Origin of the sequence: Halonotius sp. GCM10025705 (assembly GCF_042662885.1) — an archaeon.
Lineage (GTDB): Archaea > Halobacteriota > Halobacteria > Halobacteriales > Haloferacaceae > Halonotius > Halonotius aquaticus.
In genome coordinates this window covers 731,512-744,245 of sequence record NZ_JBHSZD010000001.1, presented here as the reverse complement: position 1 = coordinate 744,245, position 12,734 = coordinate 731,512, and the positions used below count along the sequence as shown (strand labels likewise).

Annotated in this window: 13 protein-coding genes and 2 pseudogenes; 8 read left to right on the top strand and 7 right to left on the bottom strand. The window is 61.5% G+C overall.

The window, feature by feature from the left end; translation table 11 throughout:
• Positions 1 to 18 precede the first annotated feature (18 nt).
• The 3 genes and pseudogenes from ACFQJB_RS04265 to ACFQJB_RS04255 all read left to right on the top strand — a co-directional run bounded on the left by ACFQJB_RS04265 (position 19) and on the right by ACFQJB_RS04255 (position 5,171).
• Positions 19 to 2,466: a DNA topoisomerase VI subunit B gene (locus ACFQJB_RS04265; protein WP_379724328.1), complete on the top strand. Its 2,448-nt coding sequence runs from the start codon at positions 19 to 21 to the stop codon at positions 2,464 to 2,466.
• 30 nt (positions 2,467 to 2,496) lie between these two features.
• Positions 2,497 to 3,588: pseudogene (locus tag ACFQJB_RS04260) on the top strand (DNA topoisomerase IV subunit A); the annotation flags it as partial.
• Positions 3,589 to 3,686: 98 nt separating this feature from the next.
• The gene (locus ACFQJB_RS04255) at positions 3,687 to 5,171 is read left to right on the top strand and encodes a PAS domain-containing sensor histidine kinase (protein ID WP_379724325.1); all 1,485 of its coding nucleotides are present in this window, start codon (positions 3,687 to 3,689) and stop codon (positions 5,169 to 5,171) included.
• A 31-nt stretch (positions 5,172 to 5,202) separates the two neighbouring features.
• Here ACFQJB_RS04255 and ndk read toward each other — a convergent pair whose 3' ends face one another.
• From ndk to ACFQJB_RS04220, 7 genes are all read right to left on the bottom strand, one after another.
• Positions 5,203 to 5,667 carry a nucleoside-diphosphate kinase gene (gene ndk / locus ACFQJB_RS04250; RefSeq protein WP_379724323.1) on the bottom strand — a complete coding sequence of 155 codons (465 nt, stop codon included), beginning with the start codon at positions 5,665 to 5,667 and terminating at the stop codon, positions 5,203 to 5,205.
• A 24-nt stretch (positions 5,668 to 5,691) separates the two neighbouring features.
• Positions 5,692 to 5,883 carry a 50S ribosomal protein L24e gene (locus tag ACFQJB_RS04245; protein ID WP_379724320.1) on the bottom strand — a complete coding sequence of 64 codons (192 nt, stop codon included), beginning with the start codon at positions 5,881 to 5,883 and terminating at the stop codon, positions 5,692 to 5,694.
• 2 nt (positions 5,884 to 5,885) lie between these two features.
• Positions 5,886 to 6,113 (bottom strand): 30S ribosomal protein S28e, encoded by a 228-nt coding sequence (locus tag ACFQJB_RS04240; protein ID WP_021061981.1) that lies wholly within the window; start codon positions 6,111 to 6,113, stop codon positions 5,886 to 5,888.
• 6 nt (positions 6,114 to 6,119) lie between these two features.
• Positions 6,120 to 6,482 carry a 50S ribosomal protein L7Ae gene (rpl7ae, locus tag ACFQJB_RS04235; RefSeq protein WP_120102971.1) on the bottom strand — a complete coding sequence of 121 codons (363 nt, stop codon included), beginning with the start codon at positions 6,480 to 6,482 and terminating at the stop codon, positions 6,120 to 6,122.
• A 188-nt stretch (positions 6,483 to 6,670) separates the two neighbouring features.
• Positions 6,671 to 7,117, bottom strand: coding sequence for a MaoC family dehydratase (locus ACFQJB_RS04230; protein WP_379724315.1), 447 nt, complete (start codon positions 7,115 to 7,117; stop codon positions 6,671 to 6,673).
• Between the two features lie 28 nt (positions 7,118 to 7,145).
• Complete coding sequence (gene gatE, locus ACFQJB_RS04225; RefSeq protein WP_379724313.1) at positions 7,146 to 9,020, bottom strand: Glu-tRNA(Gln) amidotransferase subunit GatE; 1,875 nt, start codon at positions 9,018 to 9,020, stop codon at positions 7,146 to 7,148.
• A 101-nt stretch (positions 9,021 to 9,121) separates the two neighbouring features.
• On the bottom strand, positions 9,122 to 9,556 hold the full coding sequence (locus tag ACFQJB_RS04220; protein WP_379724310.1) for a DUF5788 family protein: 435 nt from the start codon (positions 9,554 to 9,556) through the stop codon (positions 9,122 to 9,124).
• A gap of 171 nt (positions 9,557 to 9,727) precedes the next feature.
• On the opposite strand from ACFQJB_RS04220, the gene ACFQJB_RS04215 reads away from it, so the two are divergent.
• The 5 genes and pseudogenes from ACFQJB_RS04215 to ACFQJB_RS04195 all read left to right on the top strand — a co-directional run bounded on the left by ACFQJB_RS04215 (position 9,728) and on the right by ACFQJB_RS04195 (position 12,721).
• Positions 9,728 to 10,222 (top strand): 50S ribosomal protein L11, encoded by a 495-nt coding sequence (locus ACFQJB_RS04215; protein WP_379724307.1) that lies wholly within the window; start codon positions 9,728 to 9,730, stop codon positions 10,220 to 10,222.
• A gap of 102 nt (positions 10,223 to 10,324) precedes the next feature.
• On the top strand, positions 10,325 to 10,603 hold the full coding sequence (locus tag ACFQJB_RS04210; protein ID WP_379724304.1) for a ribbon-helix-helix domain-containing protein: 279 nt from the start codon (positions 10,325 to 10,327) through the stop codon (positions 10,601 to 10,603).
• On the top strand, positions 10,600 to 10,881 hold the full coding sequence (locus ACFQJB_RS04205; protein ID WP_379724301.1) for a type II toxin-antitoxin system RelE family toxin: 282 nt from the start codon (positions 10,600 to 10,602) through the stop codon (positions 10,879 to 10,881). Before ACFQJB_RS04210 ends, ACFQJB_RS04205 begins: the two co-directional genes overlap by 4 nt.
• Positions 10,882 to 11,039: 158 nt before the next feature.
• Positions 11,040 to 11,678: pseudogene (locus ACFQJB_RS04200) on the top strand (50S ribosomal protein L1).
• A complete protein-coding gene (locus ACFQJB_RS04195; protein WP_379724298.1) occupies positions 11,675 to 12,721 on the top strand; it encodes a 50S ribosomal protein L10 in 1,047 nt (348 codons plus the stop codon). Before ACFQJB_RS04200 ends, ACFQJB_RS04195 begins: the two are co-directional and overlap by 4 nt.
• Positions 12,722 to 12,734: the final 13 nt, after the last annotated feature.

Genomic DNA, 12,734 nt, shown 5'->3' with positions numbered 1-12,734 from the left:
CGAAAAAGCCTTCATAGCATGACCTCATTTCAGGCGGAACTCGGTGCCGACGAGGGGATCGCCGAGGAGTTGGCGAAGGGCCAACGCGAGATCTCCATCGCCGAGTTCTTCGAGAAGAACAAGCACATGCTCGGCTTCGATTCCGGTGCCCGCGGGCTTGTTACCGCAGTCAAGGAAGCCGTCGACAACGCCCTCGACGCCACCGAGGAAGCCGGGATCAAACCCGACATCTACGTCGAGATCACCGAGGTCGGCGACTACTACCGCGTCGTCGTCGAGGACAACGGCCCCGGGATCACGAAAGACCAAGTCCCGAAGATCTTCGGCAAACTACTGTACGGCTCGCGATTCCACGCCCGTGAGCAAAATCGCGGGCAGCAGGGGATCGGGATCTCGGCGGCTGTCCTCTACTCCCAACTGACCAGCGGCAAACCCGCCAAGATCACCAGCCGAACACAGGAGTCTAACCAAGCCGAGTATTTCGAGCTCATCATCGACACCGACACCAACGAGCCCGAAATCAGAGACTCGGAGGCAACAACGTGGGATCGCACTCACGGCACCCGCATCGAGTTGGAGATGGAGGCCAACATGCGGGCCCGCCAGCAGCTCCACCAGTACATCAAGAACACCGCCGTTGTCAACCCTCACGCTCGGATTGAACTGCGGGAGCCCGGCCTTGAGGAACCCCTCAAATTCGAACGCGGCACCGATCAACTGCCTGCCGAAACGAGCGAGATTCGTCCCCATCCGCACGGCGTCGAACTTGGGACGCTGATCAAGATGGTCGCCGCGACCGAATCCTACTCCGTCTCCGGATTTTTACAGGAGGAGTTCACCCGCGTCGGCAAGAAGACCGCCGACAAGGTACTCGATAGCTTCCGCGACCGCCACTTCGGCCGCGAACTCGCGTGGCCGACACCCGCGACCGGGATCGACATCGCGGGCGCGGTCACCAAGGCCGTCTCGAACAAGGGAGCCGAGGCAACTGAGACGTTCGCCACTGAGATCGAGTCTGCGTTGATCGGACGAGACCGCACCGCCTACTCGGAAGTAGCGGCTCTCGTCGACGAGATCGCCGACGATGTCGAAGCCGACACCGGCCGCACCTTCGGGGCGACGGTGAGAGAAAACGCCGTCGCCGCCGCATGGGGTGAACTCACCGCCTTCGATGACGACGAGGCAACAAACGGCGAAGAACCTGGCCGCGATCACCTCACACCCGGGCTGTACGGCCTCGTTGACGACGCCACGAGCAGCCGAAAGGACGACGAAACCGTCCAAGCCCTCGCCGAACGCTTGGCCCGCCGCGCCGACGGACTCGGCGACGATGGGGACAGGCGGTTCCGGGTGACCCACGACGAGCTATCTGCGATGGTCACCGCCGCCGCGGATGCGACCGTCGAGTACGATGATGTGACCCTCGGCGAGACCGCCCGCGAGAAGATCACCGACGCGCTGTGGACAGCCGCTCAGACGGTTCCTGACGAAGTGCCAAAGATCAACGAGATCGAGGGCGACCGCGATACCGCCAGCGAACTGTTGGAGGCGATGCGGGCGACCGACATCCTCGCGCCGCCGACCGACTGCCTCTCGCCGATCACCGCCGACCTCGTTGAGGCCGGGCTCCGCAAGGAGTACAACGCCGACTTTTACGCTGCGGCAACGCGGGACGCCGAAGTCCACGGCGGTGACCCCTTCATCGTCGAAGCCGGCATCGCCTACGGCGGTGACCTCCAATCGGAAGGCAAGATCGATCTCCTGCGATTTGCCAACCGCGTCCCGCTGGTCTACCAACAGGGTGCCTGTAGCTCAACAGATGTGGTGAAAGGGATCGGCTGGCGGAACTACGGGCTTGATCAGCCCGGCGGGAGTGGCCTGCCGAGCGGGCCGGCCGTGTTGATGATCCACGTCGCCTCGACGAACGTCCCTTTCACCAGCGAATCGAAGGACGCCATCGCCAATATTCCGGAGATCGAAGATGAGATCGAGTTGGCGATCCGGGAGGCCGCCCGGGAACTCAAATCCTATCTCAACAAGCGACGCTCCCTTGAGAAACGCCAACAGAAACAGAGTGTCCTCAGCCAGATTCTCCCAGAGATGGCCGACAAGGTCGCCGAGGTGACTGGCCAGGAGCGACCAAACATCGACGCCGCGATGGGGCGGATTATGAACAACCTCTGTATCGACCGCGAGATCGACGACGACACCGTGACACTCCACGTCGAGAACTACTCTGATCGCGCGGAAACACCCGAAATCACGGAGATCGTCTCGGTGGAACCGAGCGATGTCGACGGCGATGGAGCCACCGTCGTCGACCTCGACGGCGAGTGGTTCATCCAGTGGTCGCCGTCGCTATCGGCCGGCGAGGAGACCAAACTCACCTACACCGTCGGTGACGACGCCGAGTTCGACATCACCGTCGAGGGTGTCGAAACTGAGAAACTAACGCTGAACGCCTGAGACAGAATACACTCCATCTCTCACACAACTATGAGCACGAAACTCAACGAAGAACGCGCCCGCGAACAGCTCATCGACCTCGCCGCGGAGTTTTACGACCAGTTTGCCGACGGCGAAATCCCGCATATGACGCTGCCAACCCGAACGAAGAGCAACATTGAGTACGATCCCGATTCGGGGGTCTGGGTCTACGGCGATCGCACGTCGACCCGCAGTGCGAACTCCGTCCGTGGGGCCCGCAAGCTCCTGAAAGCCGTCTACACCATCGAATTCCTCGCCGACCAACTCGACCAGGGTCGCTCCTCGACGCTGCGTGAACTCTACTACCTCTCGGAGTCGTGGGACAACGAGGAAGCCCATTTCTCCGATCAGGATGAATCAAATCAGATGATCGAGGATCTCGAGATCGTCTCGGAGGTCACCCGCGAGGACTTCCACATGCGCCCCGAGGAGTCCGGAGCGACGCTGATGGGCCCGCTCTTGTTGCGCGAGCAGACCCGCCGCGGCGAACGCGAGATCCACTGTCAGAAGGATGTCGGCGAGGGCGGCTATCAGATCCCGAATAATCCTGACACCATCGAGTTTCTCGATGCCGATATCGACTTTGTCCTCTGTGTCGAGACCGGCGGCATGCGGGATCGACTCATCGAGAATGGGTTTGACGAGCAGTACAACTGTCTCGTCGTCCATCTCAAAGGCCAGCCCGCCCGGGCGACCCGACGGATCACCAAACGGCTCCACGACGAACTCGATCTGCCGGTCGTAGTCTTCTGTGACGGCGACCCGTGGTCGTACCGGATCTACGGCTCAGTCGCCTACGGCTCGATCAAATCCGCACACCTCTCGGAACATCTCGCCACGCCGGAAGCGCGCTACGTCGGCATTCAACCGAGCGATATCGTTGAGTACGACCTGCCGACCGATCCGCTGGCTGACTCCGATATCAACGCCTTGGAATCCGAGCTCACCGATCCACGCTTCCAGACTGACTACTGGGAGGAACAGATCGAACTCCAACTTGATATCGGCAAGAAGGCCGAACAGCAGTCGCTGGCGGCCAACGGGCTGGATTTCGTGACCGAAACCTACCTGCCGGAACGACTCGACCAAATGGGCGTTCTCTGCCCGACTAGCGAACACATATTATATAAATACAATATTGGGTTAGGAAACAGACAGCAATCGGTGCTATTTTGTGTGTACCACACACAGCAAGTGTAATGCCTGCATCGATCCGCGTCCTCTATATCGGGGATGCGACGCCCGGATCGAAGTCGCCGCCGCTGGCTGACCGCGAGGACTTCTCCGTGAGGACGGCCGACAGCGTGGCAGAGGGGCGTGCCCAGTTGTCGACAACACCGACTGATTGTATCGTCGTCGGCCCCACAGCGATCAGTGGAAGCGACGACACCGAACTCCGTGGGCTTTGGAATGACGCTCCTGAGTGTCCGTGTTTGCTTGTACCGCCGCCACGTGATCCACCGGTCGTCGGCGAGGGAACAGCCGGTGGAGCCCCCACCAGCGACGTGAACCACGATCACACGACAACACTGGCAAACCGAATTCGCACGGCCGTCGACACCCCACCGACGACCGACACCACCGACGCGACGATATCGAGCCACCAAACCACAAGGGCCTGTGACCAACACCGCGAGACAACCGATATCGACACAGCGAGCGACAACGAACCAGCCTACCGATCGCTCATCGAAGACGGGCTGGCGATCTCCTCGGTCGGCACCTTCGTCCTTGATAGCGATTTCTCGGTCGTCTGGCTGAACGACGGCATCGAGGACTACTTTGGCATCGACCGTGCCGATGTCCTCGGCAGAGACAAACGGCGCCTCATCAACGACCGTCTCAAACACATCTTTGCTGAGCCCGAGCGGTTCGCCGAGACCGTGTGTGCCACCTACGACGACAACACCTACGTCGAGCAGTTCACCTGCCATGTCGTCGGCGACGACAGCCGCGACGATCGGTGGCTCGAACACTCCAGTTACCCGATTCCGGATGGCCCATACGCCGGCGGCCGGATCGAACACTACGTCGATATCACCGACTACCGAGAGACCCAACAGCAACTCGAAGCCCAAAACGAACGGCTCGCAGAGTTCGCCAGCATCGCCAGCCACGACCTCCGGAACCCACTACACGTGATGGGGAGCTCACTGGAGTTGGCCGCAGAGACGGGCGAGTCCGAACACTTCGATCGGGCTGAGCGAGCCGTCGATCGGATGGCACAGTTGATCGACGATCTGCTGGTCTTAGCCACACAGGGCGAGGGGATCGACGATGTTGAAGTGGTTACACTTGAGACGGTCGCCCGTGAGTGTTGGACGACGCTGTCGACTGCGACGGCAACCCTCCACGTCGAGACAGCACGCACACTCACAGCTGACCGGAGTCGACTCCGCCAACTGCTCGACAACCTCTTTCGCAACAGTGTCGACCACGCCGATGGCGAGGTGACGATCACGGTCGGCGACTGCGCTGGCGGCTTTTTTGTTGCCGACAACGGCCCGGGGGTGCCGGCCGACGACCGCGAGACGATTTTCGAGCGGGGCTACACGACAAGCCGTGAGGGAACCGGCTTGGGGCTCTATATTGTCAGTGAAATCGCGGCTGCACACGGGTGGGATGTGGCAGTTGCCGCCAGCAAGACTGGTGGTGTTCGTATCGAGATTACTGGCGTCGAATAACAGAGAAGTCAGCGAACACTGCGGTGGGTTACTACTCGTAGCGCCACTCGTCGGTTACCTGCTCGTAGTCCAAGAGCTCCGCGTCGTCGAAGAAGACCTCGATCTCTTGTTCATTCGCGCCCTCGTCCTCGTGGTCTGAGGCGTGGATCACGTTGCGACCAAGATCAAGGCCGTAGTCGCCGCGGATCGTCCCTGGCGCAGCCTCGGCGGGATCGGTTGCACCGACCATTCGGCGCACCTGTCGGGTCGCATCTTTCCCCTCCCAGACCATCGCAAACACCGGGCCGGAGGTGATGAACTCGATGAGGCCCTCAAAGAAGGGCTTGCCTTCGTGTTCGCTGTAATGCGTTTTCGCAAGCTCCTCGTCGAGTTGGAGGGCTTTGGCTCCGACGAGCTTCAGCCCTCGATGCTCGAACCGTGAGATAATCTCGCCGATCAAGCCACGCTGGACACCGTCCGGTTTCACCATCACAAAGGTTCGCTCGTCGTAGGACATAGGAAGGGTATACTCCGTGGGGTCTTATTGTTGGCCGCCGTCGTTGCGGCCAGCCTCGGTGCATTCGAGGTCGCGGGCTTCGCGGCCGAGACGGTAGTTCTTCTCAGCTTTCGAGTCCTTGAAATGGAGGATCGTGCCGTCTTTCTTGACGAACATCGTCCCCGTGCCGGGCTCGATCTCTTCGCCTGAGTAGTCACACGTTCGTGTTTCAACCATTGTTATTGGCCTCCGATTGAGTCCGCATCGCGCTGGGTCTCCCGCAGTTGGAGCACGTCGCCCTCGCGGATCGGGCCCAGCACGTTGCGCGTGATGATGCGGCCCTTGTTCGAGCCTTCGCGGATGCGGCATTTGACCTGCATGGCCTCGCCGTGCATCCCGGTTTTGCCGACGACCTCGATGACCTCAGCGGCCGTCGAGTCGCCAGTTGTCTCCTCTTCTGCGCTCATGGGTGGTTAGTTGAGTTCCTCGACCTTCTCGGCGATATCTTCGATGTCGTCGCTGGCGTCGCCCGCGCTGGTGACGGCGGCCGCGGCACTGCCGACTTCGAGGCCGGCGGCGTGGCCAACGTCGTCTTGGGTCTCGACGAAGATGACCGGGATGCCCTTCTCCTCGGCGAGTTCGGGGAGGTGCATCACGATCTCTTCCGGCGAGACATCCTCGGCGACGAAGATGAGTTGGGCGTTGCCGCGCTCGACGGCTTTCGTGGTCTCGTTTGTTCCTTTCTTTACGCTGCCTGTGTCTCGGGCGACCTCAAGGGCGTCAAGTGCGCGCTCTTCGAGGTCGGCTGGGGTTTCGTAGTTGACGTAAACTGCCATAGTTTTCCTCTCCCTATCCTCGGGCTCACACAACCTCGCCAACCGGTAGATCCCTAACGGCGAGGCGTATCATCAACCCGGATAGGCTGTACCCCGTCGTTTGCGACACCTGCATAAAAGCGCTTTCAAACCCTGTCGACCGTGTGATGGCGAACCACGGTCATTGACAGCCGTTTCGGCAGGCGATTTTAGTCCTCATCACGCCGGGCGAACATTACCAGCGCGATCATCGAAAAGGCGACCTCGCCGTCCTGGTTCGAAGTCTCAATCCGAATGTCAGCCAACCCACGGCTGTCGGTTTCTACCTCCAACTCAAGAATGTCGGCGCGGATCGAGAGTCGATCACCGGGTCGCACCGGCTCATGCCACCGGAGCTTGTCGATCCCCTTCCCGCCGAGCGTCGCTGTATCCGACAGAAAACAGTCGACGAACAGCCGCGTCGAGATCGCCGCCGTGTGGAACCCCGCGGCGATCAGGCTCCCGTAGATCGACTCCTCGGCAGCACGCTCAGGATCGGTGTGGAACCACTGCGGATCATACTGCTCGGCAAATTCGACAATCTCGTCTTGGGTGATCTCGTAGGCGTCGCTCGTCCACTCGTCGCCGACTGCCAGCTCCTCGAAATAAATCGTCATTATCGACCAGTCGACAGCGAAAGGGAAGTTAGCTCCGTTTGCCGATCTCCTCGCGCAGCACGTCGCTGACCGTGTCGCCGTCGGCTTTCCCGCGGAGTTCGGCCATACATTCGCCCATCAATCCTGAGAAGGCTCCCATCCCCTCCTCGGCGACTTGGTCGGCGTTACGTTCGACGACGCCGGCGATGATCTCGCGAACCTCCTCGTCGTCGACACCACCGAGACCGGCTTCCTCGATGGCGTCCTCGGCCGTCAAGTCGGGCTGTTCGGCAAGCACGGTTAGCACGTCGTTGACGCCCTCCTTTGCTAATTCGTCGTCAGCAACGAGATCGAAGACCGAAAGGAAGTGCGCGTCGGCGATGTTCTCGACGGCCACGTCGTCGCGGCGGAGTTCGGTGACTGTGCTTTCCAGTACCGACGCCGCAAACGTCGGGTCGATACCGCGATCAACGGCTTCCTCGAACAACGGCATCCGGCGGCCGTAGGCGACCTGTTCGGCCAGCCCGCTGTCGAGGCCGAATTCGTCTTGGTAGCGGTCGACCTTCTCGGTCAGGAGTTCAGGCTCATCAATCTCGCTGGGGTCAGGTTCGACCGGCGGTACGTCGGTCTCGGGGTACATCCGCGCCGCACCGGGCAGCGGACGGAGATAGCGCGTGGTACCCTCGTCGGTCGCGTCTCGGGTCTCCTCGGGAACACCCTCGATAGCGGTTTCGGCGCGCTCGGCAGCGGCCTCGATAGCGAGATCAGCCGTTTCAGGGTCGGCAGCGACGATGGCGACCGCGTCGTCGTCGCCCGCATCAACAGCGTCACGGAGGGCAGCGACCTCCTCGTCGGTGACGCCGTAGGCTGGCAGTTCGTCGGTGTGGAAGATGCCGCCTGCGCCGTTGCGCTTGGCGTGATCCGAGAGTTCGGTGCCGAGGCGTCGATCGGGCTGGATCTCGCGACCGACGAGGCCGTCGAAGCCGTACAGTGGGACAGCCGTCACCGCGCCGCCATCGCCGATCGCGCCGCCGATGACACCGGAGTCAGTGTCCTCAAAGACAGCCGTTACGTCTTGGGTGTCACCGACGCTGGCGTCTCGAGCTTGGAGTTCTTCGGCGATATCGACGAGTTCCGACTGGCGACCGACTTCCAGCCGAACGATCTCGTCGATCTGATCGAGGGCTTGGACGCCTTTGATCTCGACACGCGCGCCCTCCTCAATGGAGACGTTGACATCTTGACGAATCGTACCGAGGCCGCGTTTGACCGTGCCGGTCGAGCGCAGCAGCATCCCGATGCGTTTGGCGGCCTCCTTGGCCTGTTCGGGGGTGCGGATGTCCGGGCCGGTGCCGATCTCGACCAGCGGGATGCCGAGCCGGTCGAGGCTGTAGCGGACGCCGCCGTCATATTCCTCGACGCGCTGGGCAGACTCCTCTTCGAGCAGGAGATCGACGATCGAGACCGGCCCCTCGCTGGTCTGGATCTCGCCTTCCTGGCCGAGGAGCATCGACCGCTGAAAGCCCGACGTATTCGAGCCGTCGATAACGAGCTTGCGCATGACGTGGAGCTGATCGACGATCTCCATATCGAGCAAGGAGGCGATCTGCATGGCGACATCGAGGGCTTCGCCGTCGACCTCGGTTGGGGGTTCGTCGTCCTCCTCGACAAGACAGGTCGAATCGTAGGCGAGATATTCGAACTCGCGGTCGACGCGGCTCTCTTCGAGGGCAGCGTCATCGAGTTCGCCCAACTCGCTTTTGGTGGGGTGAAGGAAGCGCGTAATCGTTCGGTCGGATTCCTCGGGTTCACGGAGGTCGGTCGGCGACTCACAGAACAGTTTGGTCTCAGTATCGAGCTGTTGGTGGATTTCGAGGCCGGCGATCAAGCCGAGAGCCTCGTAGTCGTAGGCGTCGGAACTCATTGGTGTGGTGTGTGCGACGGGAGCCTAAAAAGGTGCAGATGCGACGACCGCCCGGTCGACAGCAGGTGTCGATCGCTGTCGCCGACAGCCGTGATCGGCGATCACTGGATCGATTCGACGAACCCGAGCCACCGCTTGTAGTCATCGATGGTCATGTTGTGGGCTTCCTCGCCGTAGTCAGGTCGGTACACTCCATCGAGCGCGTTGCGTGCGCGATCGAGCCCGATGATCTCCTCGGCTAGTGTCTCTGCGGCCGCTTCGCTGAGTGACTCTTCGGTTTTGAGTCGCTCAACGCGCTCGGTGCGTTCGGTTTTGAGCCGGCGTTTCGCCGTCGACACCAGATCCCTGGTGCCTGGCGGGATCTCCGGGAGGTTCCGGGTTTCGATCAGAAATTCGTGGAGATCGATCTCGGTGCCCTCGATGGTGATCGTCTCTGGGGTTTTCGCCCCAATTGTCGCGCTCTGACGGTTGACACGTTCGAGCAACGACTCTCGGGTGGCGTCGTCGATCGGCTCACCGTCCGGGGACTCGTCCATGTGTGATTGGTTTTGAAAACACTCTCCGAACGGTTACTGGTGGCGATCTGTCACTGTCGACGACGACGCAGGGGCGACGACGCGGTGGCGACGGCCCGTGGTCGTGTGAGACTCCCGCGTGGTGGCTCCGAAAAAACAACCCTTAAAAACAGCAACCGACTGCACATGGATATGGCTGGAACTATCGAAGTACTCGTCCCTGGCGGGCAGGCCAACCCCGGCCCGCCGCTCGGGCCAGAACTCGGCCCGACGCCGGTTGACGTGCAGGCTGTCGTACAGCAGATCAACGACGAAACCGACGCCTTCGACGGGATGGAAGTCCCGATCACCGTCGACTACGACGACGACGGCTCCTTCGAGATCGATGTCGGTGTGCCGCCAACATCGGAACTCATCAAGGATGAGGCCGGCTTCGACAGCGGCAGCGGCGAACCCCACGAGGACTTCGTCGCCGACATGTCCGTCGAACAGGTCAAGAAGGTCGCCGAGCAGAAGTCGACGGATCTGCTCTCCTACGACGTGAAAAACGCCGCCAAAGAAGTCAGCGGCACCTGCATGACCCTCGGTGTCACCATCGACGGCGAGGACGCACGCACGTTCAAGGAACGCGTCGACGACGGCGAGTACGACGATATCCTCGTCGACGACGCGGAAGCAGCGGCCTGATTTTCGGCACCTTACTTGTGCGGTTTTCCGACTAAGTTCCGGAGAGCGACAGTGATCGGTCGCGGCGTAACTGCTTTTGGGACACAATTTCAACACACATCTATGGCCGACGCCGAACGCTCACCCACGAAAACGACCGTCAACATCCGGATGACTGAGACGTTCCTCGCTGATGTCGACGGGACGTGGCAGGAACTCGGCTACAACAGCCGAAGCGAGTACGTCAGAGACGTGCTTCGAGACGCGGTCAAACACCCCGAGTGTAACCGCGCCGATCTCAAAGCTATCGCGGCAAGCGAGGTCGACATTCAACAGGGCAACGTCCACACGAGCGAGGAAATCAAAGCCGAGTATGGTCTTGACGGTGCTGACGAGGAATGACAACTGACTGGGAGTGGCGACTGACCGCGACGGGGAAATCCCATTTCGATGGGCTCGACGAGTATGGCAGGGAACGGATCGCCTCGAAACTCGACGAGATCGTCACCGATCAGTGGCGAGAGCCTGCCGACTACCTCGAACCGTTGGCCGGCGCGCCCCATGAAAAGCTTCGTGTCGGCCCGTTTCGACTCGCATGTCGGCTTGATCAGGCGACAAACGTGTTGTACGTACTCAGCATTCGAAAACGCGGCGGCGACGCCTATCGCGGTGACGACTGAAAGGGGAACAAGACGGGGGATCAGCCATGTGACCGACCCACAGACGCTGCGAATGGCTTCGACGGGCTTTTAGGCGTCATCCGACACTCTCCGATGAGACAGGCCTCGCCTGTGTCACTGACCCGTAGGAGCATTCCTGCGTACTACGGAGGTGAATAATGGCAGACGATACGATAGTACAAGCAGTTTCTCGCGCGCTCGACGAGTCCCCACCACGGAACTTCAGTGAGACCGTCGATCTCGCGGTGAATCTGCGTGATCTAGACCTGACGACCCATCGAATCGCGTCGACGAGAGCATCGTGCTCCCGTCCGGCACCGGCCAAGAAACACAGATCGTTGTGTTTGCGGAGGGTGAAACCGCCCTTCGGGCCGAGGATGTTGCCGACGAGGTGCTTTCGGGGACGACCTCGAAGACCTCGGTGACGATGACGACGCCGCCAAAGACCTCGCCGACGACACCGACTTCTTCGTCGCCGAGGCCAGTCTGATGCAGGACATCGGTCGCTACCTCGGAACCGTGCTCGGTGCACGAGGAAGATGCCGACGCCACTGCAGCCAGACGACGACGTCGTCGAGACAGTCAACCGAATGAAAAACACGGTGCAGCTTCGCTCCGGCGACCGACGCACGTTCCATACGCGCGTGGGAGCCGACGACATGGACGCCGAAGAGATCGCCGACAACATCGACGTGATCATCCGGCGACTCGAAGCTGACCTCGAAAAGGGGCCGCTGAACCTCGATACCATCTACGTGAAAACGACGATGGGCCCCGCTGTTGAGGTGGACGCATGAGCAGCAGCGAAGCCGTCCGCAAAACCGAGACCATCCCACAGTGGAAACAAGACGAAGTCGACGAGCTGACCGACTTTATCGAGCGGTACGCCTCGGTCGGCATCGTCGGCGTCGAGGGCATTCCGAGCCGACAGCTCCAGTCCATGCGGCGGGAGCTCCATGGCAGCGCGGAAGTTCGGATGAGCCGCAACACGCTCGTCGTGCGCGCCCTTGAGGCCGTCAACGACGGCGTCGAGCAGCTCACCGAGCACGTCGGCGGGCAGATCGCCCTGATCGGCACGAACGACAACCCATTCGCGCTGTTCCAGCAGCTCGAAGCCTCGAAGACCCCAGCCCCGATCAGCGCGGGCGAGGTCGCGCCCAACGATATCGTCATCCCCGAGGGTGACACGGGCGTCGACCCCGGCCCGTTCGTCGGCGAACTCCAGCAGATCGGTGCCGACGCCCGGATCGAGGAAGGCTCGATTCAGGTGTTGTCGGACAGCACCGTCCTCTCGGCTGGCGAGACCGTCGACGCCGACCTCGAAAACGTGCTGAGCGAACTCGGCATCGAGCCGAAAGAGGTCGGCCTCGATCTCAAGAGCGTGTACTCCGAAGGCGTGCTGTTCGCGCCCGAGGAACTCGAGATCGATGTCGACGACTACCGCGCGGATATCCAGTCGGCCGCCGCGGCCGCCCGGAACCTCTCGGTCAACGCCGAGTATCCGACGACGCAGACCGCGCCGACGCTCATCGCCAAGGCGACCGGCGAGGCCAAATCCGTGGCCCTCGCTGCTGCCGTCGAGAGCCCGGATGTGGTCGACGACCTCATCGGCAAGGCCGACGCGCAGGTGCGCGCGCTTGCCAGCGAGATCGACGATCCGGAGGCGCTCCCCGAGGAGTTCCAGGATCTCGGTGACGACACCGCCGAGGAAGCCGACGAGGCTGACGACGGCGAGGCCGAGGAGGCCGACGCAGACGACGCACAGACTGACGACGAAGATGAAGCCGAGGCCGACAACGGCGACGACAGCGACGCCGGTGCCGGGCTCGATATGCTCTAACAACAGGAGATTA

Excerpts from the sequence above, each read along its gene's own strand:
- ndk (WP_379724323.1), bottom strand. The coding sequence starts at position 5,667 with ATGTCCTACGACGAGCGAACCTTTGTGATGGTGAAACCGGACGGTGTC.
- ACFQJB_RS04210 (WP_379724304.1), top strand. The coding sequence starts at position 10,325 with ATGGCCGACGCCGAACGCTCACCCACGAAAACGACCGTCAACATCCGG.
- ACFQJB_RS04205 (WP_379724301.1), top strand. The coding sequence starts at position 10,600 with ATGACAACTGACTGGGAGTGGCGACTGACCGCGACGGGGAAATCCCAT.
- ACFQJB_RS04240 (WP_021061981.1), bottom strand. The coding sequence starts at position 6,113 with ATGAGCGCAGAAGAGGAGACAACTGGCGACTCGACGGCCGCTGAGGTC.
- ACFQJB_RS04230 (WP_379724315.1), bottom strand. The coding sequence starts at position 7,117 with ATGACGATTTATTTCGAGGAGCTGGCAGTCGGCGACGAGTGGACGAGC.
- ACFQJB_RS04220 (WP_379724310.1), bottom strand. The coding sequence starts at position 9,556 with ATGGACGAGTCCCCGGACGGTGAGCCGATCGACGACGCCACCCGAGAG.
- rpl7ae (WP_120102971.1), bottom strand. The coding sequence starts at position 6,482 with ATGGCAGTTTACGTCAACTACGAAACCCCAGCCGACCTCGAAGAGCGC.
- ACFQJB_RS04245 (WP_379724320.1), bottom strand. The coding sequence starts at position 5,883 with ATGGTTGAAACACGAACGTGTGACTACTCAGGCGAAGAGATCGAGCCC.
- ACFQJB_RS04215 (WP_379724307.1), top strand. The coding sequence starts at position 9,728 with ATGGCTGGAACTATCGAAGTACTCGTCCCTGGCGGGCAGGCCAACCCC.
- gatE (WP_379724313.1), bottom strand. The coding sequence starts at position 9,020 with ATGAGTTCCGACGCCTACGACTACGAGGCTCTCGGCTTGATCGCCGGC.
- ACFQJB_RS04255 (WP_379724325.1), top strand. The coding sequence starts at position 3,687 with ATGCCTGCATCGATCCGCGTCCTCTATATCGGGGATGCGACGCCCGGA.
- ACFQJB_RS04195 (WP_379724298.1), top strand. The coding sequence starts at position 11,675 with ATGAGCAGCAGCGAAGCCGTCCGCAAAACCGAGACCATCCCACAGTGG.
- ACFQJB_RS04265 (WP_379724328.1), top strand. The coding sequence starts at position 19 with ATGACCTCATTTCAGGCGGAACTCGGTGCCGACGAGGGGATCGCCGAG.